This is a genomic window from Streptomyces spororaveus (assembly GCF_016755875.1).
Classification (GTDB): Bacteria; Actinomycetota; Actinomycetes; order Streptomycetales; family Streptomycetaceae; genus Streptomyces; species Streptomyces spororaveus.
In genome coordinates this window covers 5,482,157-5,508,041 of record NZ_BNED01000005.1, presented here as the reverse complement: position 1 = coordinate 5,508,041, position 25,885 = coordinate 5,482,157, and the positions used below count along the sequence as shown (strand labels likewise).

Below are 25,885 nucleotides of genomic sequence, written 5' to 3'. Positions count from 1 at the left end.
GGACGCCCCGGCTCACGCCGACAGCGCCCCGAACGCGCCGTGGACGAGGCGCCGCAGCAGCGATTCCACCGCCTCGCGCCCCAAGGCCGCCAGGTGCGGGGTGGAGTTGAGCAGGCCGAACACCGCGTGCACGGCGACCCGTACCTCCGCCTCGGCGACCTGCGGGTGCAGTTCCCGTACGACCTCCACCCACAGCTCCACGTACTGGCGCTGCAGCTGCCGTACGAGCTTGCGGTCGGCCTCCCGGAGCCGGTCGAGCTCCCGGTCGTGCAGGGTGATCAGCGCCCGGTCGTCGAGCGCGAAGTCGATGTGGCCGTCGACGAGGGAGGACAGCACCCGCTCCGGGTCGCCCGCCGCCTCCGCCACCCGGTGCCGGCCGCCGGTCAGCAGCCGCTCGCTGATGCCGACGAGCAGCTCGGCGAGCATGGCGTCCTTGCCCGCGAAGTGCCGGTACAGCCCGGGGCCGCTGATGCCCACCGCGGCCCCTATCTCGTCGACGCCCACGCCGTGGAACCCACGCGCGGCGAAGAGACGAGCGGCCTCACTGAGGATCTGCTCGCGACGGGTGGGTGCGGCCGCTCTGGTGCTCATGGGAAACCATTCTAGACAGGGCCGTTAGCGGTCGTTAACCTAAGGCCCAGACACGTTAACGACCATTAACAGCGTGCACCGAGCAGGTGGAACGAGCAAGGGAGCTCGACCGATGCAGCAGGCACCAGTGCTGACGAGCGCCGCGGACCCGGCGTCCGAGGCCTGGCGGACCAACGAGGCCGCCCACCGCGAGCTGACCGAGGGCCTGCGCGCCCGGCTCGACGCGGCCCGGCTCGGTGGCGGCGAGAAGGCCCGCGCCCGCCACACCGCCCGCGGGAAACTCCTCCCGCGCGACCGCGTGGACACCCTCCTCGACCCCGGATCGCCCTTCCTGGAGCTGGCCCCGCTGGCCGCCGAGGGCATGTACGGGGGCGCGGCCCCCGCCGCCGGGGTCATCGCGGGCATCGGCCGGGTCAGCGGCCGCGAATGCGTGATCGTCGCGAACGACGCCACCGTCAAGGGCGGCACGTACTACCCGATGACCGTCAAGAAGCACCTCCGCGCCCAGGAGGTGGCCCTGGAGAACCGTCTCCCCTGCCTCTACCTGGTCGACTCCGGCGGCGCCTTCCTCCCCATGCAGGACGAGGTCTTCCCCGACCGGGAGCACTTCGGCCGCATCTTCTACAACCAGGCCCGCATGTCGGGGGCCGGTATCCCGCAGATCGCCGCCGTCCTCGGCTCCTGCACGGCGGGCGGGGCCTACGTCCCAGCCATGAGTGACGAGGCCGTCATCGTCCGCAACCAGGGCACGATCTTCCTCGGCGGCCCGCCGCTGGTGAAGGCCGCCACCGGTGAGGTGGTCACGGCCGAGGATCTCGGCGGCGGCGAGGTCCACTCCCGGATCTCCGGTGTGACCGACCACCTCGCGGAGGACGACGCGCACGCGCTGCGGATCGTACGGAACATCGTGGCGACCCTGCCCGAGCGCGGGGCCCTGCCCTGGTCGGTCGAGGCGCCGGAAGAGCCCAAGGTGGACCCGGACGGGCTGTACGGCGCGGTCCCCGTCGACTCGCGCACCCCGTACGACGCCCGCGAGATCATCGCCCGGATCACGGACGGCTCCCGCTTCCAGGAGTTCAAGTCCGAGTTCGGCCAGACGCTGGTCACCGGTTTCGCCCGGATCCACGGACACCCGGTCGGGATCGTCGCCAACAACGGCATCCTGTTCGCCGAGTCGGCGCAGAAGGGCGCGCACTTCATCGAGCTGTGCGACCAGCGCGGCATCCCGCTCCTCTTCCTCCAGAACATCTCCGGCTTCATGGTCGGCAAGGACTACGAGGCCGGCGGCATCGCCAAGCACGGCGCCAAGATGGTGACGGCCGTGGCCTGCACCCGGGTGCCGAAGCTGACGGTGGTGGTCGGCGGCTCGTACGGCGCCGGCAACTACTCGATGTGCGGCCGGGCGTACTCGCCCCGCTTCCTGTGGATGTGGCCCAACGCCAAGATCTCCGTGATGGGCGGGGAGCAGGCGGCCTCGGTGCTCGCCACGGTCAAGCGCGACCAGATCGAGGGCGCGGGCCAGGAATGGGCCGCCGAGGACGAGGAGGCCTTCAAGGCCCCGGTCCGCGCGCAGTACGAGGAGCAGGGCAACGCCTACTACGCCACCGCGCGGCTGTGGGACGACGGGGTCATCGACCCGATGGAAACCCGGCAGGTGCTGGGACTGGCCCTGACCGCGTGCGCGAACGCCCCGCTGGGCGACTCGGGCTTCGGCATCTTCCGTATGTGACGTGAGGACCTCACTGATGTTCAGCACTGTTCTGGTCGCGAACCGCGGCGAGATCGCCGTACGGGTCATCCGCACCCTGCGGGAGCTCGGCATCCGCTCCGTGGCCGTCTTCAGCGACGCCGACGCGGACGCCCGCCACGTCCGGGAGGCCGACACGGCCGTCCGCATCGGCCCGGCCGCGGCCGCCGAGAGCTACCTGTCGGTCGAGCGGCTGCTGGACGCCGCCCGGCGCACCGGCGCCGAGGCCGTCCACCCCGGCTACGGCTTCCTCGCCGAGAACGCCGCCTTCGCCCAGGCCTGTACGGACGCCGGGCTGGCCTTCATCGGGCCGCCCGCCTCCGCCATCTCCCTCATGGGCGACAAGATCCGCGCCAAGGAGACGGTGAAGGCTGCGGGCGTGCCCGTGGTCCCCGGCTCCTCGGGCAGTGGCCTGACCGACGCCGAACTGGTCGCGGCCGCCTCGGAGATCGGCATGCCGGTGCTGCTGAAGCCCTCGGCGGGCGGCGGCGGCAAGGGCATGCGGCTGGTCCGCGACGAGGCGGTGCTGGCCGAGGAGATCGCGGCGGCCCGCCGCGAGGCGCGGTCCTCCTTCGGCGACGACACCCTGCTGGTGGAGCGGTGGGTGGACCGGCCGCGGCACATCGAGATCCAGGTGCTGGCGGACGCCCACGGGAACGTGGTGCACCTGGGCGAGCGCGAGTGCTCGCTGCAGCGCCGGCACCAGAAGGTGATCGAGGAGGCCCCGTCGGTCCTGCTCGACGAGAAGACCCGGGCGGCGATGGGGGCGGCGGCGGTCGACGCGGCCCGCTCCTGCGGGTACGTCGGCGCGGGCACGGTGGAGTTCATCGTGCCGGGCAACGACCCCGCCTCCTATTACTTCATGGAGATGAACACCCGGCTCCAGGTCGAGCACCCGGTGACGGAGCTGATCACCGGGCTGGACCTAGTGGAGCAGCAGCTGCGGGTGGCGGCGGGCGCGCCGCTGGGCTTCACCCAGTCCGAGGTGACGCTGACCGGGCACGCCATCGAGGCCCGTGTCTGCGCGGAGGACCCGGCGCGCGGTTTCCTGCCGTCCGGCGGCACCGTGCTGGCCCTGTCCGAGCCCTCGGGCGGTGCGGTGCGCACGGACTCCGGGCTGACGGCGGGCGTTCCGGTGGGCTCGACGTACGACCCGATGCTGTCGAAGGTCATCGTCCACGGCCCGGACCGCGCCAGTGCGCTGCGGCTGCTGCGGGGTGCTCTGGCCGACACCGTGATCCTGGGCGTCCAGACGAACGCCGGTTTCCTGCGCAGGCTGCTGGCCCACCCGGACGTCGTCTCCGGCGACCTGGACACGGGGCTGGTCGAGCGCGACCTCCCGTCGCTCCTGCCGGAGGGCGTCCCGGACGAGGTGTACGCGGCCGCCGCGCTGCTGGCCGGCACCGTGGCGAAGCCGCGGGCGACGGGGTGGGCCGACCCCTTCGACGCCGCCGACGGCTGGCGCCTCGGCGGTACTCCGGCCTGGACCGTCCACCACTTCCGCCTGCCGGGCCAGGACCCGGTGGAGGTCCGCACGCGCTCCCTGGGCACCGACGCGGAGATCCTCGTTTCCGGCCCCGCCGGGGCGGATTCAGCCTCGCCGGCGATCGGGGCGCGGGGTCCGGGGCAGAGCCCCGGCGCACCGGCCCGCGGCCGGATCGTCAGCCGCACCCCGGACACCGTCACCGTCGAACTCGACGGCGTCACGCACCGCTTCAGCCACGCCACCAGCCCGGAGGGGACCTGGCTCGGCCGGGACGCGGACAGCTGGCACGTCCAGCGCCACGACCCCGTCGTGGCGAACCTGAGCGGCGCCGGCCGGGCCGGCGCCGACACCCTCGCCGCCCCGATGCCCGGCACCGTCACCGTGGTCAAGGTGGCCGTGGGCGACAAGGTCGCGGCGGGCCAGAGCCTGCTGGTCGTCGAGGCGATGAAGATGGAGCACGTCATCTCCTCCCCGCATGCCGGCACGGTCACCGAGCTGGACGTGTCCACCGGCAGCACGGTGGCCATGGACCAGGTCCTGGCGGTCGTCACCCCGGACGAGGAGGAGGGCGCGTGAACCGCCTGCCCATGAACGTCCCGGCCCCCGGTCTCCCGGCCCGGGTCCGCATCCACGAGGTCGGCGCCCGCGACGGGCTGCAGAACGAGAAGGGCGCCGTCCCGACGGCCGTCAAGGCGGAGTTCATCCACCGCCTCGCCGCCGCCGGGCTGACGACCATCGAGGCGACCAGCTTCGTGCACCCCAAGTGGGTGCCCCAGCTGGCCGACGCGGAGGAGCTGTTCCCGCAGCTCGCCGACGTCGACGCGCGGCTGCCCGTCCTCGTCCCCAACGAGCGCGGCCTCGACCGCGCGCTCGCCCTCGGGGCCACGCGCATCGCGGTGTTCGGCTCGGCCACCGAGACCTTCGCGTCCCGCAACCTCAACCGCACCGTCGCCGAGTCCCTCGCCATGTTCGAGCCCGTCGTGGCCCGCGCCAAGGAGGGCCGGGCGCATGTCCGCGGCTATCTGTCGATGTGCTTCGGCGACCCCTGGGAGGGCCCGGTCCCGGTCCACCAGGTGGTCTCCGTCGCCAAGGCCCTGCTGGACCTCGGCTGTGACGAGCTGAGCCTCGGCGACACGATCGGCGTGGCCACGCCGGGCCATGTCCAGGCGCTGCTCGCCGCGCTGAACGAGGCCGGGGTCACCACCGACCGGATCGGCGTGCACTTCCACGACACCTACGGCCAGGCCCTGTCCAACACCCTCGCCGCGCTCCAGCACGGCGTGACCACCGTCGACGCCTCCGCAGGCGGCCTCGGCGGATGTCCGTACGCGAAGAGCGCCACCGGAAACCTCGCGACCGAGGACCTGGTGTGGATGCTCGACGGCCTCGGCATCGAAACCGGGGTCGATCTGACCGCCCTCACCGCCACGAGCGTGTGGATGGCCGAACAGCTGGGACGCCCCAGCCCCTCCCGTACCGTCCGCGCCCTCTCCCACAAGGAGTAGTCACACCATGTCCCTCGACCACCGGCTCACCCCTGAGCACGAGGAACTCCGCCGCACCGTCGAGGCGTTCGCCCACGACGTCGTCGCCCCGAAGATCGGCGACCTGTACGAGCGGCACGAGTTCCCCTACGAGATCGTCGCCGAGATGGGCCGCATGGGCCTGTTCGGCCTGCCCTTCCCGGAGGAGTACGGCGGCATGGGCGGGGACTACCTCGCCCTCGGCATCGCCCTGGAGGAGCTGGCCCGCGTCGACTCCTCGGTCGCCATCACCCTGGAGGCCGGGGTCTCGCTCGGCGCCATGCCGATCTACCTCTTCGGCTCCGAGGAGCAGAAGCGGCAGTGGCTGCCGAAGATGTGCTCCGGCGAGATCCTCGGCGCCTTCGGGCTGACGGAGCCGGGTGCGGGCTCCGACGCGGGGGGCACCCGCACGACCGCCGTCAAGGACGGCGACGAGTGGGTCATCAACGGTTCGAAGTGCTTCATCACCAACTCCGGTACGGACATCACCGGTCTGGTCACGGTCACCGCCGTGACGGGCCGCAAGGCGGACGGCCGCCCGGAGATCTCCTCGATCATCGTCCCGTCCGGCACCCCGGGCTTCACGGTGGCCGCCCCGTACTCCAAGGTGGGCTGGAACTCCTCGGACACCCGCGAGCTGTCCTTCGACGGCGTACGGGTCCCCCTGGCCAACCTGGTGGGCCAGGAGGGCCGCGGCTACGCGCAGTTCCTGCGGATCCTCGACGAGGGCCGGATCGCCATCTCGGCGCTCGCGACCGGCCTCGCGCAGGGCTGTGTGGACGAGTCGGTGAAGTACGCCAAGGAGCGGCACGCCTTCGGCAAGGCGATCGGCGACAACCAGGCCATCCAGTTCAAGCTGGCCGACATGGAGATGCGCGCCCACATGGCCCGCATCGGCTGGCGCGACGCGGCCTCCCGCCTGGTGGCCGGGGAGCCGTTCAAGAAGGAGGCGGCGATCGCGAAGCTGTACTCCTCGACGGTCGCGGTCGACAACGCGCGCGAGGCGACGCAGATCCACGGCGGCTACGGCTTCATGAACGAGTACCCGGTGGCCCGGATGTGGCGGGACTCCAAGATCCTGGAGATCGGCGAGGGCACGAGCGAGGTCCAGCGCATGCTGATCGCCCGTGAGCTGGGCTTCGCCGGCTGAGCCGACCGGCTTCCGGCCGAGCCGAACGCACCGGTGTCCGGGGCGGGTACGACACCCGCCCCGGACATCGGCGTGTCAGGGGTCCGGTCGGCGCCTCGCGGCAACTCGGTGCCGTGCGCCGGACGGTAGGGAAATCGGGCCGGTCACCGCCGGTTCCGCCGGGGGTGATCCAACTCACGGCCGGATCTTGCCCAGCCGCCGGATTTGGCCTTAGGTTAGGCTAACCTTCTCACCGAACGGCCCAGTGGCCGCCCCTGCACGCATGAAAGCGGACATCGACATGCCCAAGTCCCGAACCTCCTCCTTCACCCGCCGCGGGTTCGTCGCGGCCGGTGGCGCCCTCGGCCTCGTCGCGGTCCTGACCGCATGCGGCGGCACCGACTCGGCGAAGGGTGACAAGGACAACGGCGCCTCGGCGTCCGCCGCCTGGACCTTCAAGGACGACCTCGGCAAGGACGTCACCACCAAGGCCAAGCCGAAGAACATCGTCGCCTACACCGGCACCGCCGCCGCGCTGCACGACTACGGCATCAAGGTCAAGGGCGTGTTCGGCCCGACCAAGACCACCGACGGCAAGGCCGACGTCCAGGCCGGCTCGCTGGACATCTCCAAGGTCGAGATCCTCGGCAACGTCTACGACGAGTTCAACGTCGAGAAGTACGCCGCCCTGCAGCCCGACGTGCTGCTCACCAACACCTGGGACGGCACCTACTGGTACGTCCCGGAGGCCTCCAAGGACAAGATCCTCGCGCTCGCCCCGGCCGCCGCGGTCAAGGTGGGCGGCGACGTCACCCTCGACAAGGCGCTGGAGCGCACCGCGGACCTCGCCAAGTCCCTCGGCGCGGACATGAACTCCAAGAAGGCCGTGGACTCCAAGGCCCGCTTCGAGGCCGCCGCCGCGAAGGTGCGCGAGGCCACCAAGGCCAACCCGGGCGTCAAGGTGCTCGTGGGCTCCGGCTCGGACGCCCTGTTCTACGCGTCCACCCCGGACACCGCGGCCGACCTGAAGTACTTCAAGCAGCTCGGCGTCGAGTTCGTCACCCCCGAGAAGCTGGACGAGGGCGGCTTCTTCGAGAGCCTCAGCTGGGAGAACGCCGGCAAGTACAAGGCCGACGTCATCCTGCTCGACAACCGCACCGGCACGCTGCAGCCCGAGCAGCTGAAGGACCGTCCGACCTGGGTCGAGATGCCCGCCGTCAAGGCCGGTCAGGTCGTCCCCCGCGTGACCGAGCCGATCTACTCGTACGAGAAGTGCGCGCAGATCCTGGAAGACCTCGCGAAGTCCATCCAGAACGCCAAGAAGGTCAGCTGACCCCCGGCGCCCGGTGACCCCGGGCGCCAGGCACGCCGTACCGACTCCCCAGGGGGACCTCTCCGCATGACCGCCACCGCATCCGACGCCCCGGCCGTCGCACACTTCCGGTTCTTCGGGCTCGAAGTGCTCCGCACGCTCCGTCTGGGCCACTCGTTCCTGCGGGTCACCTTCGGCGGGGAGTCCCTCGCGGGCTTCCGCTCGGGCGGCTTCGACCAGAGCCTGTCGCTCTTCCTGCCCGCGTCCGGCCAGGAGCACACGGTGCTCCCGTCCACGGACGAGGACACCTGGTTCGCCGCCTGGCGCGGGATGACGGACGAGGAGCGGCCGGTGATGCGCTCCTACACGGTGCGCGAGCAGCGCCGTACGCCCGAGGGAGCGGACGAGGTCGACATCGACTTCGTCCTCCACGGGGACGGCAGCCCGGCCTCCCGCTGGGCGGGGCGGGCGGTGGCCGGCCACCGGATCATGGCGATCGGACCGGCCGTCGCGGAGAACAAGTCCGTACGCTTCCAGCCGCCGGCCGGCGCCGACGCGATCTGGATGTACGCGGACGAGACCGCCCTGCCGGCCGCGGCCGCGATTCTGGACCGGCTCCCCGCCGGGACCCGGGTCAGGGCCTGGTTCGAGGTCCCGCACGAGGACGACCGGCTCGACCTCCGGGCGCCCGCCGACGCCGACATCACCTGGATCGTGCGCGAGAGCCACGGCCGGGAGCGGACGGAGCAGGTGCTGAGCGTGCTGCGCTCGGCCGGACCCGCAGCGGCCGAAGCCCCGTACGCCTGGCTGGCGGGCGAGGCGGGCACGATCCGCGCGGTGCGCCGCCATTTCGTGCAGGAACGTTCCGTCGACCGTCGCGCCGTCCGCTTCACCGGCTACTGGCGCCTCGGCGCGAGCGAGGAACAGCTCCTCGCCGAGGCGTACGCCGGCAAGGCCCCGAGCGAGGACCCGGCCTCCGAGCTCTAGTCAACTCCCGGATTTCACACCGCATTTGAGATGGGCCCTGGCTTTTCAGCCAGGGCCCATCTGCGTTTGGCGAATTACTAAGGTTAGGCTAACCTAATTCACGCACACCCCACCCCACCCCCCCTCTCCACCCCCTGCCCGGAGGAAAGTTGATGCGCTCGCATCTGCTGAACGAGACGACCGCGGACCTCTACCGGCGCTCCGTCACCGAGGGCGTCGACCGCGTCGCCGCGAAACTCGCGAGCACGCAGCGGCCCCACACCGGTATATCCGTCGACGAACTCGCCCCGGTCATCAACGGGATCGACCTGGACAAGCCGCTCGCGGACGCGGCCGCCGTCCTGGACGAGCTGGAGGACGTCTACCTGCGCGACGCGGTGTACTTCCACCACCCGCGCTACCTCGGCCACCTCAACTGCCCGGTCGTCATCCCCGCCGTGCTCGGCGAGGCGATCCTCTCGGCCGTCAACTCCTCCCTCGACACCTGGGACCAGTCCATCGGCGGCACGCTCATCGAGCGCCGCCTCATCGACTGGACCACCGAGCGCATCGGCCTCGGCCCCGCCGCGGACGGCATCTTCACCTCCGGCGGCAGCCAGTCGAACTTCCACGCGCTGCTCCTCGCCCGCGACGAGGCCTGCCGCCTCGTCATGAAGAAGGCGCTCGACGAGGGACGCGAGCTCACCAAGGCCGAACTCCTCCCGAAGCTGCGCATCTTCACCTCCGAGGCCAGCCACTTCAGCGTCCAGAAGTCGGCCGCCATGCTCGGGCTCGGCTACGAGGCCGTCATCTGCGTCCCGGTCGACCGCAACCGCCGGATGGACACCGCGGTGCTCGCCCTGGAACTGGAGGAGTGCGCCTCCGAGGGCCTCTTCCCGATGGCCGTCGTCGCCACCGCCGGCACCACCGACTTCGGGTCCATCGACCCGCTCCCCGAGATCGCCCGCCTGGCCGACGAGCACCACGCGTGGATGCACGTGGACGCCGCCTACGGCTGCGGACTGCTGGCGTCCCCGACCCGCCGCCACCTCCTCGACGGCATCGAGCGCGCCGACTCGGTCACGGTCGACTACCACAAGTCGTTCTTCCAGCCGGTCAGCTCCAGCGCCATGCTGGTGCGCGACCGCGACACCCTCAAGCACGCCACGTACCACGCGGACTACCTCAACCCGCGCCGCATGGCCGAGGAGCGCATCCCCAACCAGGTCGACAAGTCCATCCAGACCACGCGCCGGTTCGACGCGCTCAAGCTCTGGGTGACCCTGCGCGTCATGGGCGCCGACGGTGTCGGCTCGCTCTTCGACGAGGTCATCGACCTGGCCGCGGCCGGCTGGGACGTCATCGACGCCGACCCGCGCTTCGAGGTCGTCGTCAAGCCGCAGATCTCCACCCTCGTCTTCCGCTACGTCCCCGAGGGCGAGGTCCGTACCGACCTGGTCGACGAGGCCAACCTGCACGCCCGCAAGGCCCTGTTCGCCTCCGGTGAGGCCGTCGTCGCCGGCACCAAGGTGGACGGGAAGCAGTACCTGAAGTTCACCCTCCTCAACCCGCAGACCACGACGGCCGACATCGCGGCCGTCCTCGACCTTCTCGCCGCACATGCCGAGCAGTTCCTGGGAGAATCCCTTGCCCTCCACCGCTGAGACCCACGACTTCATCGGCATCGGCGTCGGTCCGTTCAACCTCGGACTCGCCTGCCTGACCGCCCCGCTCGACGAGATCGACGGTCTCTTCATCGAGTCGAAGCCGCACTTCGAGTGGCACGCCGGGATGTTCCTGGACGGCGCCCACCTGCAGACGCCCTTCATGTCGGACCTGGTCACGCTCGCCGACCCGACCTCGCCCTTCTCCTTCCTGAACTACCTGAAGGACAAGGACCGGCTGTACTCCTTCTACATCCGGGAGAACTTCTACCCGCTGCGGGCCGAGTACAACGACTACTGCCGCTGGGCCGCCGACCGCCTCGACAACGTCCGGTGGTCCACCTCGGTCACCGAGGTCACCTACGACGAGCGGGCCGGCCTGTACGAGGTCCACACCGACAAGGGCGAGACCCACCGGGCCCCCCGCCTGGTCCTGGGCACCGGCACCCCGCCGCACGTCCCGCAGTCCTGCGAGGGCCTCGGCGGCGACTTCACGCACAACTCCGCCTACATGCAGAACAAGGCGGAGCTGCAGAAGAAGAAGTCGATCACCCTCATCGGCTCCGGCCAGAGCGCGGCCGAGATCTACTACGACCTCCTCGCCGAGATCGACGTCCACGGCTACCAGCTCAACTGGGTGACCCGCTCCCCGCGCTTCTTCCCGCTGGAGTACACCAAGCTCACGCTGGAGATGACCTCCCCCGAGTACGTGGACTACTTCCACGCGCTCCCCGAGGACACCCGCTACCGGCTGGAGACCCAGCAGAAGAACCTCTTCAAGGGCATCGACGGCGACCTGATCAACGCCATCTTCGACCTGCTCTACCAGAAGAAGATCAGCATGCCGGGCCAGGTCCCGACCACCCTGCTGACCAACACCTCCCTGAACAGCACCGCGTACGACACCACCACGGGCACGTACACGCTGGGACTGCGCCAGGAGGAGCAGGAGCGGGACTTCTCCCTCACCTCCGAGGGCCTGGTCCTGGCCACCGGCTACAAGTACACCTTCCCGGAGTTCCTGAACCCGGTGCGGGACCGCCTGAACTTCGACGGGCACGGCCGGCTCGACGCCGCCCGCAACTACAGCATCGACACCACGGGCCGCGGGGTCTACCTGCAGAACGGCACCACCCACAACCACTCCCTCACCTCGCCCGACCTGGGCATGGCGGCGTACCGGAACGCGTACATCGTCGGTGAGCTGCTCGGCCGCGAGCACTACAAGGTCGAGAAGTCCATCGCGTTCCAGCAGTTCGCCGCCCCGGAAGGCACCCTCTGATGAGCACCACCGAACTCCTCTTCTCCCGCGTCGACACGGAACTCGGCTCCTTCTCCGTGCGCCCCCTGGACCCCTTCGCCGACGCGGAGCTGCTCCACGGCTGGGTCACCCACCCGAAGGCGTCGTTCTGGATGATGCAGGACGCGTCCCTGCCGGACGTCGAGCGCGAGTACATGAGGATCGCCGCCCACGAGCACCACCAGGCCTTCATCGGCCTGCACGAGGGCCGCCCCGCCTTCCTCATGGAGACCTACGACCCGTCCGAGCTGGAGCTGGTCGGCCTCTACGAAGCCCAGCCCGGCGACGTCGGCATGCACTTCCTCGTCGCCCCCAGCGACACCCCACTGCACGGCTTCACCCGCGCCGTCATCACCACGGTGATGTCCGCGATCTTCGCCGACCCGGCCACCGAGCGCGTCGTCGTCGAGCCGGACGTCGCCAACACCGCCGTGCACGCACTGAACGAGGCCGTCGGCTTCGTGCCGGAGCGCCAGGTCACCAAGCCGGAGAAGGAAGCCCTGCTGAGCTTCTGCACCCGCGCGCAGTTCGAGGCCGCCACGGCCGCCCAGGGGGTCTCCATATGAGCCTCGCCGACGCCGTCGCCCACCTCTCCCCCGAGCTGTGGGCCCGCGCCAACCGCGCCCTGGTCCGCAAGGGCCTCGCCGAGTTCTCCCACGAGCGCCTGCTGACCCCGAAGCCGCTGGGCGGCGGCCTCTACTCGGTCCTCAGCGACGACTCGACCGTGGAGTACCGCTTCAAGGCGGTCCTGCACGCCCTCGACCACTGGTCGGTCGACGAGGCCTCCATCACCCGCCACCGTGACGGCGCCGAGCTGGAGCTGGACGCCCTCGACTTCCACATCGAGCTGCGCGAGGCCCTGGGCCTGAGTCCCGAGGTGCTGCCCGTCTACCTGGAGGAGATCTCCTCCACCCTGGCCGGCACGGGCTACAAGTACACGAAGCCGCAGGTCTCCTCCGACGTCCTCGCGAAGTCCTCCTTCCAGGACATCGAGACGGGCATGACCGAGGGCCACCCCTGCTTCGTCGCGAACAACGGCCGGCTCGGCTTCGGCGTGCACGAGTACCTCTCGTACGCCCCGGAGACCGCCAGCCCCGTCCACCTGGTGTGGGTGGCCGCCCGCAAGGACGTCTCCACCTTCACGGCGGGCGCGGGCCTGGACCACGACTCCTTCATGCGCGAGGAGCTGGGCGACGAGACCATCGCCGTCTTCGCGGAGCGGATGACCGCGCTGGGCCTGGACCTGGCCGACTTCCACCTCTTCCCCGTGCACCCCTGGCAGTGGTGGAACAAGACCACGGTCACCTTCGCCGCCGAGATCGCGAACCGCCGCCTGGTGCTGCTGGGCGAGGGCCCGGACGCGTACCTCGCGCAGCAGTCGATCCGTACGTTCTTCAACCGGAGCGCGCCGCGCAAGCACTACGTCAAGACCGCCATCTCGGTCCTGAACATGGGCTTCATGCGAGGTCTGTCGGCCGCGTACATGGAAGCCACCCCGGCGATCAACGACTGGCTGCACCAGCTGATCGAGGGCGACGAGGTCCTGAAGTCGGTGGACTTCTCGATCATCCGCGAGCGCGCGGCGATCGGCTACCACCACCGCCAGTACGAGCGCGCCACCGACCGGTACTCCCCGTACCGCAAGATGCTGGCCGCGCTGTGGCGCGAGTCCCCCGTCAACCGGATCGAGGGCGACGAGCGCCTCGCCACGATGGCCTCGCTCCTGCACGTGGACGCCGAGGGCAAGTCCTTCGCCGGCGCGCTGATCGCGGAGTCGGGCCTGACCCCGGCCGAGTGGCTGCGCCACTACCTGCGCGCCTACCTGGTGCCGCTGCTGCACTGCTTCTACCAGTACGACCTCGCCTACATGCCGCACGGCGAGAACACCATCCTCGTCATCGAGGGCGGCCTGGTGAAGCGGGCGATCTTCAAGGACATCGCCGAGGAGATCGTCATCATGGACGCGGACGCGGTGCTGCCGCCCGCGGTCGAGCGGGTCCGGGCGGACATCCCCGAGGACATGAAGCTCCTGTCGATCTTCACGGACGTCTTCGACTGCTTCTTCCGCTTCCTCGGCGCGATCCTCGCGGACGAGGGCATCTGCGACGAGGACACCTTCTGGCGGGCGGTCGCGGACTGCGGCCACGAGTACCAGGAGTCGATGCCGCAGCTCGCGGAGCGCTTCGCGCGGTACGACCTGTTCGCGCAGGAGTTCCAGCTGTCCTGCCTGAACCGCCTCCAGCTGCGCAACAACAGGCAGATGGTCGACCTCGCCGACCCGGCGGCGGCCCTCCAGCTGATCGGCAGCCTCCAGAACCCCGTCGCGGCCTTCGCCCGGCGGTGACACACGGGGCGGGGGAGGCATCGATACGGTCCCTCGGTGCCTCCCTCTCCCCACCCCGGAACCTCGACGGCGTGACCGCGAAGCACAATGGCCCTCTTCGCGGTCACGCCTTCGTGTGTCCGCTCCGGTGGCCGGAGTGCGCGGCCCGAGTCCGTCTGGGAGCCCGTATGCCGATCCGGATCCGCCCCGGCCGTGCGGCCGCCCTGCTCCTGTCGGCCGCGATCGTGGCCGGTGGGCTGTCCGGCTGCTCCTTCCTGTCCCCGTTCAAGACCTGCGAGGGGACCGGGGCGCGGATGAAGGAGCTGGAGTCGCTGCCGCTGCTCTCCTCGCCGCCGCCCGGCGCGAGCGCCCCCCGCACCTTCGACGGCGTCTACTCCGAGTGCGCGGACGACAGCGGTGACGCCTGGCTGTCCGCCGGGCGCACCTACGTGTACCCCGGCACCCGCCAGGAGGTCCTCGACCACTACCGCAAGGCCGCCGAGGCCGACGGCTGGCGGTTCGAGCCCGAACGGACGCCCGATCAGGGGAGGTTCGGATCGTGCTTCACGAAGGGCGGGGACGGGCAGGCCAAGGTGTTCACCCTCTCCTTCCCGCCCGTCCGCCTCCTCACCGAGTTCTACGGTCCCGGGGCCGCCGCGGAGTTCGCCACGGGGGCCGGATTCGAGATAACGGTGGGCTCGGAGGCCGACGGGGCCGAGACCTCCTGCTGGTCCTGACCCCGTCCGCCAGCGGTCACTGCCAGGGAACGTCCGGCGCCCGGAAGAAGGCGATGCCCTGCGCGTCCAGCCGGGGCGCCTGCGCGGCCAGGCGGCGGCTGTAGGAGGTCCAGTCGAGCGCGGCCGCCGGCGACCAGCCCAGTTCGGCCAGGCCCAGTACCCGCGGGAAGGCCATCAGCTCCCAGTCGCCGCGCGTCGCGACGGTCTCCGTCCACAGCGGGGCCTCCACGCCCAGCACCGCCGACTCCGGGACCCCGGCCAGGTACGCGCCCGGGTCCCAGGAGTAGGCGCGCCGCACCGGGACGTACCCCGCCCAGGCCAGGCCCGGCTTCGTGGCCGGGTCGTACTTCATGTCCAGGTACAGCCGGTCCGCCGGCGACAGGATCAGCGGGTGCCCCGCCCGGGCCGCCGCCGCCACGGCCGCCTTGTCCGCGGCCGCGGTCTTGTCGTGGCCCCAGTACTGGAGCACCGCGCCCCGGGCCGGGCGGGCCGCCGCCAGCTGGTGCCAGGCCACCACCGTCTTGCCGTACCGGCCCACCACGGCCTGGGCCCGGTCCATGAAGGCCGCGTAGTCCGCCGCGGGCGTCGCGTGCGCCTCGTCGCCGCCGATGTGCAGGTAGCGGCCGGGGGTCAGCTCCGCCAGCTCGCCGAGGACCTCGTCGATGAACTCGTACGTCCGCTCCTTGCCCACGCACAGCGAGCTGAAGCCCACCTTGACGCCGGTGTACCGCTCCGGGGCCTTCCCGTCGCAGTTCAGCTCGGCGTAGGAGGCGAGCGCCGCGTTCACGTGCCCCGGCATGTCGATCTCGGGGACCACGTCCACGTACCGCTGCCCCGCGTAGGCCACCAGGTCCCGGTACTCGTCCTTCGTCCAGTGGCCGCCGGGGCCGCCCCCGACCTCGCTGCCGCCCCCGTACTCCGCCAGCCGCGGCCAGGAGTCGATCGCGAGGCGCCACCCCTGGTCGTCGGTCAGGTGCAGGTGCAGGGTGTTGACCTTGTACTGGGCGAGCTGGTCCACGTATTTCTTGACCTGCTCCACCGAGAAGTGGTGGCGCGCGATGTCGACCATGGCCCCGCGGTACGCGAAGCGCGGCCGGTCGGTGACCGTCCCGCCCGGCACCGTGCCCGGGCCCGCCACCGGTACCAGCTGGCGCAGCGTCTGCCCCGCGTGGAAGAGCCCGGCCGGGGTCCGCGCGGTGAGGGTGACCCCGGTCGGGCCGGACTCCAGCCGGTACCCCTCGTCGCCCACCCCCTGCGCCCCCTCGTCGATCCTGAGCCGGATCCCGTCCCCCTGCGCGCCGTCGACCACCGGCAGCGGCAGCCCGCTGGGGCCGCGCAGCTGCTCGGCGAGGAGCTCGCCCACCCGGCGGACCTCCTCGTCCGGGCCCCGGCCGGTGCGGACGACCGTGCCCGCGCCGAAGGAGTAGCCGGGGCCCTCGGCGCGGGCGGAGACGGGCGCGGGCAGCAGCCGTTCGAAGGGGGCGAGGGCCACCGGCGGGTCGTCCCCGGGCCGGGCGTCGTCACCGTGGGCGGAGGTGCAGGCCGTCACCAGGGCCGGGGCCGTGGCGAGGGCGAGGAGGGCGCCGAGCGTGCGTCGCAGGACTCTCATGCGCACAGGTATAGGCCAAGCGGGCCGTCCCGTCCGGCGGGTGAATCCGGGACCGGCGGAAATCATCCGAAGGAGGTCACGGGACGGGCGAACCGAGCGCTTCACTGGTCCAGACCAGAGCATTCCTGCCCGATATCGGGCAGGAACTTTGCGTTCGACGCCGCGAGCCGCCAATATCTACGAGTGCTCGATCGCCGCCCGTCGCATGACGACCTCGTCGACCACCTGGTGCGCAGCACCGCGCTGCAGCGCGGTGAGGCAGCCCGGGTGGTACTGGACGTGCTCGCCTACTTCGACGAGACGACCGAGGAGTTCGTCCGCCGCCGCCACCGGGAACTGCAGTCCGGCGGAGCGGTGAACGCGGAGATCTTCGAGCGGATCGCGGCCGAGCTGCCGCACCGCGCCGTGGCGCCGCCGGAGCTCTCGCTCCGGCAGTTGCGCCGCATCGTCTACGGCTGAGCCGGCGGCCGCCGCACGCGGCCACGGACGAGTACAGAACCGAACTTCAGGAGGGGCAGAACCGTATGTGTGGAATCGTCGGTTACATCGGCAAGCGTGACGTGGCACCGCTGCTGCTGGAAGGCCTGCAGCGGCTGGAGTACCGCGGATACGACTCCGCGGGCATCGTGGTCAACACCCCGAAGGCTCCCGCCCTGAAGGTCGTCAAGGCCAAGGGCCGCGTCCGCGAGCTGGAGTCCCGCGTCCCCAAGCGCTTCGCCGGCACCACCGGCATCGCCCACACCCGCTGGGCCACGCACGGCGCCCCGAGCGACCTCAACTCGCACCCGCACCTGGACCCCGAGAACAAGGTCGCCGTCGTCCACAACGGCATCGTCGACAACTGCTCCGAGCTGCGCGCCAAGCTCGAAGCCGAAGGCGTCGAATTCGTCTCGGAGACCGACACCGAGGTCATCGTCCACCTGATCGCCCGCTCCGAGGCCGACTCCCTGGAGGAGAAGGTCCGCGAGGCGCTCAAGGTCATCGACGGCACCTACGGCATCGCCGTCATGCACGCCGACTTCGCCGACCGCATCGTCGTCGCCCGCAACGGCTCCCCCGTGGTGCTGGGCATCGGCGAGAAGGAGATGTTCGTCGCCTCGGACGTCGCCGCGCTGGTCGCCCACACCCGCCAGGTCGTCACCCTCGGCGACGGCGAGATGGCCACCATCAAGGCCGACGACTTCCGCACCTACACGACCTCCGGTACGACGACCACCGCCACCCCGGAGACCGTGGAGTGGGAGGCCGCCTCGTACGACATGGGCGGTCACGACACCTACATGCACAAGGAGATCTCCGAGCAGCCCGACGCGGTCGACCGCGTGCTGCGCGGCCGGATCGACGACCGCTTCAACACCGTCCACCTGGGCGGCCTGAACCTGGACCCGCGCGAGGCGCGCGGCATCCGCCGGGTCAAGATCCTGGGCTGCGGCACCTCCTACCACGCGGGCCTCATCGGCGCCGGCCTCATCGAGGGCATGGCCCGTATCCCCGCGGACGCCGAGCCGGCCTCCGAGTTCCGCTACCGCAACCCGGTCGTGGACCCCGACACCCTGTACATCGCGGTCTCCCAGTCCGGTGAGACCTACGACGTGCTCGCGGCCGTGCAGGAGCTCAAGCGCAAGGGCGCCCGCGTCCTCGGCGTGGTCAACGTGGTCGGCTCCGCCATCGCCCGCGAGGCCGACGGCGGCGTGTACGTGCACGCCGGCCCCGAGGTCTGCGTCGTCTCCACCAAGTGCTTCACCAACACGGTCGTGGCCTTCGCCCTGCTCGCCGTGCACCTGGGCCGCATCCGGGACCTCTCGGTCACCGACGGCAAGCGGATCATCGAGGGCCTGCGCAAGCTGCCCGCGCAGATCCAGGAGATCCTCGACGGCGAAGAGGACATCAAGAAGCTGGCGAGCGAGTTCGCCGAGGCCAAGTCGATGATGTTCATCGGCCGGGTGCGCGGCTACCCGGTGGCGCTGGAGGCCTCCCTCAAGCTGAAGGAGATCTCCTACATCCACGCCGAGGCCTACCCGGCCTCCGAGCTCAAGCACGGCCCGCTGGCCCTGATCGAGCCGTCCCTGCCGACGGTCGCGATCGTCCCGGACGACGACCTGCTGGAGAAGAACCGCGCGGCGCTGGAGGAGATCAAGGCCCGCAGCGGCCGGATCCTGGCGGTCGCCCACCGCGAGCAGGAGAAGGCGGACCACACCATCGTGGTCCCGAAGAACGAGGACGAGCTGGACCCGATCCTGATGGGCATCCCGCTCCAGCTGCTGGCGTACCACACGGCCCTGGCCATGGGCCGGGACATCGACAAGCCGCGCAACCTGGCGAAGTCGGTCACCGTCGAGTAGCCGCCGCCCCCACAGCGAGGAACCCCCGCGCGCGTGCGCACGGGGGTTCTCTGCCGTGGTGCCCGGCCCGGTTTCCGCGCCGGTCAGCCCGCGGCGACCGCGCCGCGCCCGGCCTTGCCGAAGGCCATCGGCCAGTGCGCCAGTGCCGCGGTGGCGCCGTACCAGGCCAGCAGCCCGGAGACGGCGGCGACCCAGCCGCCCGCCTTGGCGAGCATGCCGTTGTCCACGAACGCGCCTATCGCCAGCAGGAGCAGCGACAGGGTCAGCAGGGCGTAGACGCCCTGGCTGAACAGACCGCTCGCGGCGGCGACCGTGAGGGTCAGCGCGAGCATCGCGAACAGGACAAGAAACGTTCCGGCGGCCTCGTCGGAGACCGAACCGCCCGCGCCCTTGGCCCAGGTGAACCAGAAGACGCCGAGGCCCGCGAACGCGGTGCCGTTGAACCCGTCGCCGCCGCGGTACTCAAGGAGACCGAGGAGGAAGAGGGCCGCGCCGCCGACGTACATCGCGAGCGACACGGAACTGGCAGCGGACACGCCGTCGATGACACCGGTGTGGCCGATACCGAATGCGAGAAGGGTGAGACCCAGGGCGATGTTCCCGAGGGTCGAAGTCGAGGCCGTGCTTCCCGCAGAGACACCATTGTCCACGGCGGGCTCCCTTCGATCTGCAGTTGTTTGCTGCGTCCCAGCAGCACTTATCTACCCTTTACACAGGGGCACAACCGCACAAGCGCCTTAACAAGCGGTCACGAACTGACAACGGCGAGCGATCGGACCGGCCGTTCGTACGAGGGCGCGTGAGCCAAGGCCCCCTTCCCCCAGGGAGGGGCGGTCAGGGAATGACGACCACCGGTCGCTGTGCGCGCTTGGCCAGCCGGCCGGCCACCGATCCGAAGATCCGGCCCACGATCCCGTGGGTGGAGCCGACCACGATGGCGTCGGCCGAATACTCCCGGCCGACCTCCTCCAGCTCATGGCAGATGTCACCACCGCGCTCGACCAGGATCCACGGCACTTCGGCCAGATAGTCCGCGCAGGCGAGCTCCAGCCCGAGCACCTCGGTGCGGTGGTCCGGCACGTCGACGAAGACGGGCGGCTCGCAGCCGGCCCACACCGTGGTGGGCAGCCGGTTGGCGACATGGACGATGATCAGACCGGATCCGGAGCGGCGGGCCATGCCGATCGCATAGGCGAGCGCGCGCTCGCTGGAGGTGGATCCGTCGAATCCCACAACGACTCCGTGCCGGAAGGCCGGATCGCAGTGCACGCGTGTCTGTTCCACCGCGCGCAGATCGGCGGCCGACGAGGGGTCGACGACGCGTTTGCGCTTGCGGTCCGCGGGTTCGGAGAATTCGTGACCGGCCATGGGTGTCTCGGCGAAGAGGTCCTTGGAGGAAGCAACAGGGGCGAAATCGGCGACGCAGTGTGACGGAGCTCTGTCCGGGAAGCATCTTCCCAAGCCCATACCCACCAGGGTACGGCGACACTCCTGTCCTGCACAGGGCATGCCGCCCTTGGAGAGCGTCCCAGGGAGCATGCCGGAGCGAGCGCGCCTTGGCAATGACCACTGTCCCCTACAGCCAGTGACGAGTCCGGCCATCAACACCCGTGCGCGCAGTGACCGAGCCCCGCCGCCGGGCGTTGGGACATGCGTCCGACCAACAGGTAAGAGCCCGCAGGGAGTACGCCGTGCCCGGTCATCCGGTTCACCCCGTCCAGCCAGCTCAGCCGAAGCAGTCCGTCCGGTCCCTCCAGAACGCCGACCCCGCCGCGCACTTCACCCCGCCCGCCCGCTCGGGCCTTCACCCGTCCGGGCGTTCCGCCGGACACCCCCATGACGACCCCGCGGGTGACGTCGTGCGCTGGGCGGCCTTCAGCTGCCTGCTCGTCCCCGTGGTCCTGGTCGTCTACGGAACCTCCTACGGCGGGGCCGCCGTCGCGACCCTCGGCCTGCTCGCCGTGACGGCCGCGTGCCGGGTCCTGCTGCGCCACTCGGAGAGGAACCAGCGGGCCGCGGCCCGCGTGCTGGTGGAGGAGTCCCTTCCGCCCGCCCACCGCGGCCGGCACTCGCGCGGCGCGACCGGGAACCGCCGCGGCTGCCGGGGCTCCGGCCCGGCAGCCCCGCAGGACTGACTCATTCGCACACCCACACAGGCATGTTTTCAGCCAACTTCCCGGCAGGATGCCCTCCTTGCCGGAATGTCCCCCCGTCCCCCTCACCACCAGCGACGACAGACCCCGGGGGACGTTCTGGCCCTACCGGTACTGGCCATGGCCGGGCACCGCGCTTCCCGTTCGGGTAGCGGAGTGGAACGCTTACTGATCGAATGCTTTTCGCCAAGTTGAGAAGTCGACATAGCGCTGCGTGCTGAACTTGTCACGCCGACACCACGGGACGCAGTAGATTCGATCATGTATTTACGGCGGGGGATCCACGTGCAAGGCCGAGGGGAAACGTGCAGGTGCGACCAGACCAAGGAGTCGCGACACCCAAGGGGGGCTTAGCGCCATGAGCCAGGATTCCATCACCGTCGTCAACGACGCCGGCCGGAAGCTCGCGGGGCGTCGCCGCAGGGAGATCGTCGCGGTGCTGCTCTTCAGCGGCGGACCGATCTTCGAGAGCTCCATTCCACTTTCCGTGTTCGGCATTGACCGGCAGGACGCGGGAGTTCCACGCTATCGACTGCTCGTGTGCGCCGGAGAGGACGGTCCGCTCAGGACCACCGGCGGACTCGAACTGACCGCGCCGTACGGGTTGGAGGCGATCGCCCGGGCAGGCACGGTCGTCGTTCCCGCCTGGCGCTCCATCACTTCACCGCCGCCGCCGGAGGCGCTCGACGCACTGCGTCTGGCGCACGAGGAGGGGGCCCGGATCGTCGGACTGTGCACGGGGGCCTTCGTGCTCGCCGCCGCCGGTCTGCTGGACGGCCGGCCCGCGACGACGCACTGGATGTACGCGCCGACGCTGGCCAAGCGGTACCCGTCCGTCCATGTCGATCCGCGCGAACTCTTCGTCGACGACGGCGACGTGCTCACGTCCGCCGGCACGGCGGCCGGAATCGACCTGTGCCTGCACATCGTGCGCACGGACCACGGCAGCGAGGCGGCCGGGGCCCTGGCCCGCAGGCTCGTCGTACCGCCGCGCCGCACCGGCGGCCAGGAACGCTATCTCGACCGGTCGCTGCCGGAGGAGATCGGCGCCGACCCGCTGGCCGAGGTCGTCGCCTGGGCCCTGGAACACCTCCACGAGCAGTTCGACGTGGAGACGCTGGCCGCCCGCGCCTACATGAGCCGGCGCACCTTCGACCGGCGGTTCCGCTCGCTCACCGGCAGCGCCCCGCTCCAGTGGCTGATCACCCAGCGGGTGCTCCAGGCACAGCGGCTCCTGGAAACCTCCGACTACTCGGTCGACGAGGTCGCCGGACGCTGCGGGTTCCGTTCCCCGGTCGCCCTGCGCGGCCACTTCCGGCGGCAGCTGGGGTCCTCCCCCGCCGCCTACCGCTCCGCCTACCGGGCGCGCCGGCCGCAGGCCGACGTGGCACAGGTGGCCGAGATCAACGCGGGTCCGGTTCCGCACCAGCGCACCCCGCAGCCCCACCGGGCGGCGGCGGCCCTGGCCGCGGCGGGTCCCACGGTCACGGAGCTGTACGCCCCGGGCCGGGTCATGCGGGAACACGCCTGACCGCACACTGAGTACGACGCACGAAGGTCCCCCAGCGGTCACCGCCGATGGGGGACCTTCCGCATATGCGGTCCGCGCCACGGGGGACCGCATAAGGTGGGACACATGAACGATCGCATGGTGTGGATCGACTGCGAGATGACCGGGCTCTCGTTGACGGACGACGCACTTATCGAGGTGGCCGCACTGGTCACCGACTCGGAGCTCAACGTGCTCGGCGAAGGCGTGGACATCGTGATCCGCCCGCCGGACGCCGCACTGGAAACCATGCCCGACGTGGTGCGCGAGATGCACACCGCCTCCGGCCTGCTCGACGAGCTGGCCGGCGGGACCACCCTCGCGGATGCCGAGGCGCAGGTCCTGGCCTACGTGCGGGAGCACGTGAAGGAACCCCGCAAGGCGCCGCTCTGCGGAAACTCGGTGGGCACCGACCGCGGCTTCCTGCTGCGCGACATGGCCGCGCTGGAGAGCTACCTGCACTACCGGATCGTGGACGTGTCCTCGGTCAAGGAGCTGGCGCGCCGCTGGTACCCGAGGGCGTACTTCAACAGCCCGCCGAAGAACGGCAACCACCGGGCGCTGGCGGACATCAAGGACTCGATCACCGAGCTGCGCTACTACCGGGAGGCGGTCTTCGTACCGCAGCCCGGGCCGGACTCGGACACGGCCCGCGGCATCGCCGCCAAGCACGTCGTGCCGGGCGCGTAGCTCCGGCCGGGCCCTCCGGAGAGGGGCGGCCGGGAAAGGGGGGAGCGAGCACCCTCCCGGACCCTGTACCCTTTTCTTCGGCCGGTCGGTTTTCCGACCGGACATGGTGGGTGTAGCTCAGTTGGTAGAGCACCTGGTTGTGGTCCAGGTGGCCGCGGGTTCAAGTCCCGTCACTCACCCTGCGGGAAGGCCCCGGTTCGCGAGAGCGGACCGGGGCCTTCTGCATGACCGGGCTTTCTGCCGACCAGGCCGTCCGCCCGGCCGGGGCCGGGCCCGTCAGGACGACTCCCGGACCACCAGCCGGTTCGGCAGGACGGCGGCCGCCTCGCCCGCCTCCCCCGCTATTCTCCCCAGCAGCATCCGCGTCATGGTCCGGCCCATCTCCTCGATCGGCTGCCGGACGCTGGTCAGCGGCGGGTCCATGTGCCGGGCCACCACCGAGTCGTCGAAACCCACCAGCGCCACGTCCCGCGGGATCCGCAGGCCGGCCGCGCGCAGCTCCCGCCGGGCGCCCGCCGCCATGACGTCCGAGGCGGCGAAGACGGCGTCGAGCGCGGGGCGGCGCTCCAGCAGTTCCCGCATGGCCCGCCGGCCGCCCTCCTCGGTGAAGTCGCCGACCGCGATCAGCAGCTCGTCGACGGGGTGCCCCGCGGCGGCCAGGGCCTGCCGGTAGCCGTCGAGGCGGCACTGGGCCCCGTACACGTCCAGCGGGCCGGTGATCGTGGCGATCGTGCCCCGGCCCCGGTCGAGGAGGTGGCGCACGGCCTCGGCCGCACCCGCCAGGTTGTCGGAGTCCACGCAGGGAAGGGTCTCGGCGGCGGAACGGCGGCCGCTGATCACCGTCGGGATGCCGAGCTCGGCCAGCAGCTCCGGCAGCGGGTCCCCGGCGTGGACGGAGACGAGCAGCACCCCGTCGACGCGGTGCCCGGACAGGTACTGGGCGAGGCGGCGGCGCTCGCGGTCGCTGCCCGCCAGGGTGAGGACGAGCTGGACCTCGGTGTCGGCGAGCTCGGCACCGACCCCGCGGACCACTTCGGAGAAGTAGGGCTCGGCGAAGAAGCGGGCCTCGGGCTCGGGGATCACGAGGGCGATGGCGTCGGTCCGGTTGGCGGCGAGGGCGCGCGCGGCGCGGTTCGGTACGTACCCGAGCTCGGCCACGGCCGCCTCGACGGCGACCCTGGTGTGCTCGCTGACCTTGGAGGATCCGTTGATCACCCGGGAGACCGTGCCGCGCCCGACTCCGGCGCGCGCCGCGACCTCCTCCAGGGTCGGTCGTCCCCCACTGCGCCCGTGCCCGTTCATGGCTTCCTCCCGGTTGTGAATCTACCCCTTGACGACTGTGGGAGCGCTCCCACACTGTGTCACACGACACCCGGCACGTTTCGCCCTTCTGGGAGGAAGCACATGCGAGCCCGAGCCCGAGTCCGAGTCCGGAGAACCCTCCTCACGACCGTCGCCGCGGTCGGAACCACGGCCCTGCTGCTCGCGGGGTGTGCGCAGGACCCCGACGAAAGCCCCGACCAGGGCGCCCCCGCCACCGGCAAGTCCGGCGGCGCCGCACAGACCACCCTCACCGTCGGGGTCTTCGGGGCCTTCGGACTCCAGGAGGCCGGGCTCTACGACGAGTACATGGCGCAGAACCCCGGGATCCGCATCGAGCAGACCTCCATCGAGCGCAACGAGAACTACTACCCCCAGCTCCTCACCCACCTGGGCACGGGCAGCGGGCTCGCCGACATCCAGGCCGTCGAGGTCAACAACATCGCCGAGATCACCGCCACCCAGGCCGACAAGCTGGTGGACCTGGGCAAGGCCCCCGGTGTGGACAAGGCCGCGTACCTGCCCTGGAAGTGGGCGCAGGGCACGGCGCCCGCCGCCAAGGGCGGGGCCACGGTCGGCCTCGGCACCGACATAGGCCCGCAGGGCATCTGCTACCGCAAGGACCTCTTCGAGGCGGCCGGGCTGCCCTCCGACCGGGCGGCGGTCGGGGCCCTGTGGGCGGGTGACTGGAACAAGTACCTGGAGGCCGGCCGGACGTACAAGGCCAAGGCCGGCGAGGGGAAGGCCTTCGTGGACTCGGCGTCGGGCGTGATGGCGGCGGTGACCGGGAGCAGCGCCCAGCGCTTCTACGACGACCAGGGCAAGGTCGTCTACAAGACCAACCCGGCGGTGCGCGGGGCCTTCGACCTCGCGGCCTCCTTCGCCACCGACGGGCTGAGCGCCAAGCTCCAGCAGTTCACCCCGACCTGGGACCAGGGCTTCTCGAACGGCTCCTTCGCCACCGTCTCCTGCCCGGCCTGGATGCTCGGCTACATCCAGGACAAGGCGGGTTCCGCGGGCAAGGACAAGTGGGACGTGGCGCAGGCGCCGAAGCCCAGCAACTGGGGCGGCTCCTTCCTGGTGGTCCCGAAGGCGGGCAAGCACGCCGAGGAGGCGGCCCGGCTGGCGGCCTGGCTGACGGCCCCCGCGCAGCAGGCGAAGCTCTTCGAGAAGCGGGGCAGTTTCCCGAGCGCGAGCGCCGCGTACAAGCTTCCGGCGGTGTCGGGCGCGCAGCACGCGTACTTCGGCGGCGCCCCGATCGGGGAGATCTTCTCGAAGGCGGCCGAGGGCGTGCCGGTGGCGGCGGTCGGACCGAAGGACCTGGTGATCGCGCAGAACCTGGCGGACATCGGGATGCTCCAGGTCGACCAGAAGGGCCGCAGCCCGCAGGAGGGCTGGGAGGCCGCGGTGAAGGCGATCGACAACGCCCTGGACCAGTGAGGCA

Annotated in this window: 22 protein-coding genes and 1 tRNA gene; 18 read left to right on the top strand and 5 right to left on the bottom strand. The window is 71.0% G+C overall.

All coding sequences use genetic code 11. The features are described 5' to 3' along the window. Positions 1 to 12: 12 nt before the first annotated feature. Complete coding sequence (locus Sspor_RS27315; protein ID WP_202201480.1) at positions 13 to 591, bottom strand: SACE_7040 family transcriptional regulator; 579 nt, start codon at positions 589 to 591, stop codon at positions 13 to 15. Positions 592 to 703: 112 nt separating this feature from the next. Here Sspor_RS27315 and Sspor_RS27310 point away from each other — a divergent pair, with 112 nt between their 5' ends. From Sspor_RS27310 to Sspor_RS27260, 11 genes are all read left to right on the top strand, one after another. Further along, on the top strand, positions 704 to 2,320 hold the full coding sequence (locus Sspor_RS27310; protein WP_202201479.1) for a carboxyl transferase domain-containing protein: 1,617 nt from the start codon (positions 704 to 706) through the stop codon (positions 2,318 to 2,320). Positions 2,321 to 2,336: 16 nt separating this feature from the next. Beyond that, positions 2,337 to 4,400, top strand: coding sequence for an acetyl-CoA carboxylase biotin carboxylase subunit (locus Sspor_RS27305; RefSeq protein WP_202201478.1), 2,064 nt, complete (start codon positions 2,337 to 2,339; stop codon positions 4,398 to 4,400). Positions 4,401 to 4,411: 11 nt separating this feature from the next. After that, entirely contained in the window at positions 4,412 to 5,329 is a 918-nt protein-coding gene (locus Sspor_RS27300; protein WP_202203895.1) for a hydroxymethylglutaryl-CoA lyase, read from the top strand. Between the two features lie 7 nt (positions 5,330 to 5,336). Then, positions 5,337 to 6,497, top strand: coding sequence for an acyl-CoA dehydrogenase family protein (locus Sspor_RS27295; RefSeq protein WP_202201477.1), 1,161 nt, complete (start codon positions 5,337 to 5,339; stop codon positions 6,495 to 6,497). Between the two features lie 280 nt (positions 6,498 to 6,777). Further along, positions 6,778 to 7,809: an ABC transporter substrate-binding protein gene (locus Sspor_RS27290; protein WP_202201476.1), complete on the top strand. Its 1,032-nt coding sequence runs from the start codon at positions 6,778 to 6,780 to the stop codon at positions 7,807 to 7,809. 66 nt (positions 7,810 to 7,875) lie between these two features. Beyond that, a complete protein-coding gene (locus tag Sspor_RS27285) occupies positions 7,876 to 8,775 on the top strand; it encodes a siderophore-interacting protein (RefSeq protein WP_202201475.1) in 900 nt (299 codons plus the stop codon). Positions 8,776 to 8,927: 152 nt separating this feature from the next. Continuing rightward, positions 8,928 to 10,418 carry a pyridoxal phosphate-dependent decarboxylase family protein gene (locus tag Sspor_RS27280; RefSeq protein ID WP_202201474.1) on the top strand — a complete coding sequence of 497 codons (1,491 nt, stop codon included), beginning with the start codon at positions 8,928 to 8,930 and terminating at the stop codon, positions 10,416 to 10,418. Next, positions 10,402 to 11,700 (top strand): lysine N(6)-hydroxylase/L-ornithine N(5)-oxygenase family protein, encoded by a 1,299-nt coding sequence (locus Sspor_RS27275; RefSeq protein WP_237404045.1) that lies wholly within the window; start codon positions 10,402 to 10,404, stop codon positions 11,698 to 11,700. Before Sspor_RS27280 ends, Sspor_RS27275 begins: the two co-directional genes overlap by 17 nt. Then, positions 11,700 to 12,284, top strand: a complete 585-nt coding sequence (locus Sspor_RS27270) for a GNAT family N-acetyltransferase (protein ID WP_202201472.1) — start codon at positions 11,700 to 11,702, stop codon at positions 12,282 to 12,284. The genes Sspor_RS27275 and Sspor_RS27270 overlap by 1 nt, the downstream gene beginning before the upstream one ends. Next, a complete protein-coding gene (locus tag Sspor_RS27265) occupies positions 12,281 to 14,062 on the top strand; it encodes an IucA/IucC family protein (RefSeq protein ID WP_202201471.1) in 1,782 nt (593 codons plus the stop codon). The genes Sspor_RS27270 and Sspor_RS27265 overlap by 4 nt, the downstream gene beginning before the upstream one ends. Before the next feature lie 167 nt (positions 14,063 to 14,229). Beyond that, positions 14,230 to 14,778, top strand: coding sequence for a hypothetical protein (locus Sspor_RS27260; protein ID WP_202201470.1), 549 nt, complete (start codon positions 14,230 to 14,232; stop codon positions 14,776 to 14,778). Positions 14,779 to 14,794: 16 nt separating this feature from the next. Here the strand turns inward: Sspor_RS27260 and Sspor_RS27255 are convergent, their stop codons facing one another. Then, positions 14,795 to 16,387 (bottom strand): beta-N-acetylhexosaminidase, encoded by a 1,593-nt coding sequence (locus tag Sspor_RS27255; protein ID WP_202201469.1) that lies wholly within the window; start codon positions 16,385 to 16,387, stop codon positions 14,795 to 14,797. A 183-nt stretch (positions 16,388 to 16,570) separates the two neighbouring features. Between Sspor_RS27255 and Sspor_RS27250 the strand changes: the two genes are divergently transcribed. Further along, a complete protein-coding gene (locus tag Sspor_RS27250; protein WP_030008735.1) occupies positions 16,571 to 16,846 on the top strand; it encodes a hypothetical protein in 276 nt (91 codons plus the stop codon). Positions 16,847 to 16,911: 65 nt separating this feature from the next. Further along, positions 16,912 to 18,729 carry a glutamine--fructose-6-phosphate transaminase (isomerizing) gene (glmS, locus tag Sspor_RS27245; RefSeq protein ID WP_202201468.1) on the top strand — a complete coding sequence of 606 codons (1,818 nt, stop codon included), beginning with the start codon at positions 16,912 to 16,914 and terminating at the stop codon, positions 18,727 to 18,729. An 83-nt stretch (positions 18,730 to 18,812) separates the two neighbouring features. Here glmS and Sspor_RS27240 read toward each other — a convergent pair whose 3' ends face one another. Continuing rightward, a complete protein-coding gene (locus Sspor_RS27240; RefSeq protein WP_202201467.1) occupies positions 18,813 to 19,379 on the bottom strand; it encodes an acetate uptake transporter in 567 nt (188 codons plus the stop codon). 184 nt (positions 19,380 to 19,563) lie between these two features. Continuing rightward, positions 19,564 to 20,097: a universal stress protein gene (locus Sspor_RS27235; RefSeq protein ID WP_150261838.1), complete on the bottom strand. Its 534-nt coding sequence runs from the start codon at positions 20,095 to 20,097 to the stop codon at positions 19,564 to 19,566. A 323-nt stretch (positions 20,098 to 20,420) separates the two neighbouring features. On the opposite strand from Sspor_RS27235, the gene Sspor_RS41345 reads away from it, so the two are divergent. The 4 genes from Sspor_RS41345 to Sspor_RS27215 all read left to right on the top strand — a co-directional run bounded on the left by Sspor_RS41345 (position 20,421) and on the right by Sspor_RS27215 (position 23,300). Continuing rightward, entirely contained in the window at positions 20,421 to 20,864 is a 444-nt protein-coding gene (locus Sspor_RS41345; protein ID WP_202201466.1) for a hypothetical protein, read from the top strand. Positions 20,865 to 21,240: 376 nt separating this feature from the next. Further along, entirely contained in the window at positions 21,241 to 22,413 is a 1,173-nt protein-coding gene (locus Sspor_RS27225; protein ID WP_202201465.1) for a helix-turn-helix domain-containing protein, read from the top strand. Positions 22,414 to 22,518: 105 nt separating this feature from the next. Beyond that, on the top strand, positions 22,519 to 23,121 hold the full coding sequence (gene orn, locus Sspor_RS27220) for an oligoribonuclease (protein WP_202201464.1): 603 nt from the start codon (positions 22,519 to 22,521) through the stop codon (positions 23,119 to 23,121). 106 nt (positions 23,122 to 23,227) lie between these two features. After that, a tRNA-His gene (locus Sspor_RS27215) sits at positions 23,228 to 23,300 on the top strand. Positions 23,301 to 23,397: 97 nt separating this feature from the next. Here the strand turns inward: Sspor_RS27215 and Sspor_RS27210 are convergent. After that, on the bottom strand, positions 23,398 to 24,423 hold the full coding sequence (locus tag Sspor_RS27210) for a LacI family DNA-binding transcriptional regulator (protein ID WP_202201463.1): 1,026 nt from the start codon (positions 24,421 to 24,423) through the stop codon (positions 23,398 to 23,400). 102 nt (positions 24,424 to 24,525) lie between these two features. Between Sspor_RS27210 and Sspor_RS27205 the strand changes: the two genes are divergently transcribed. Continuing rightward, positions 24,526 to 25,881 (top strand): ABC transporter substrate-binding protein, encoded by a 1,356-nt coding sequence (locus tag Sspor_RS27205; RefSeq protein ID WP_202201462.1) that lies wholly within the window; start codon positions 24,526 to 24,528, stop codon positions 25,879 to 25,881. The last annotated feature ends 4 nt before the right edge of the window (positions 25,882 to 25,885 follow it).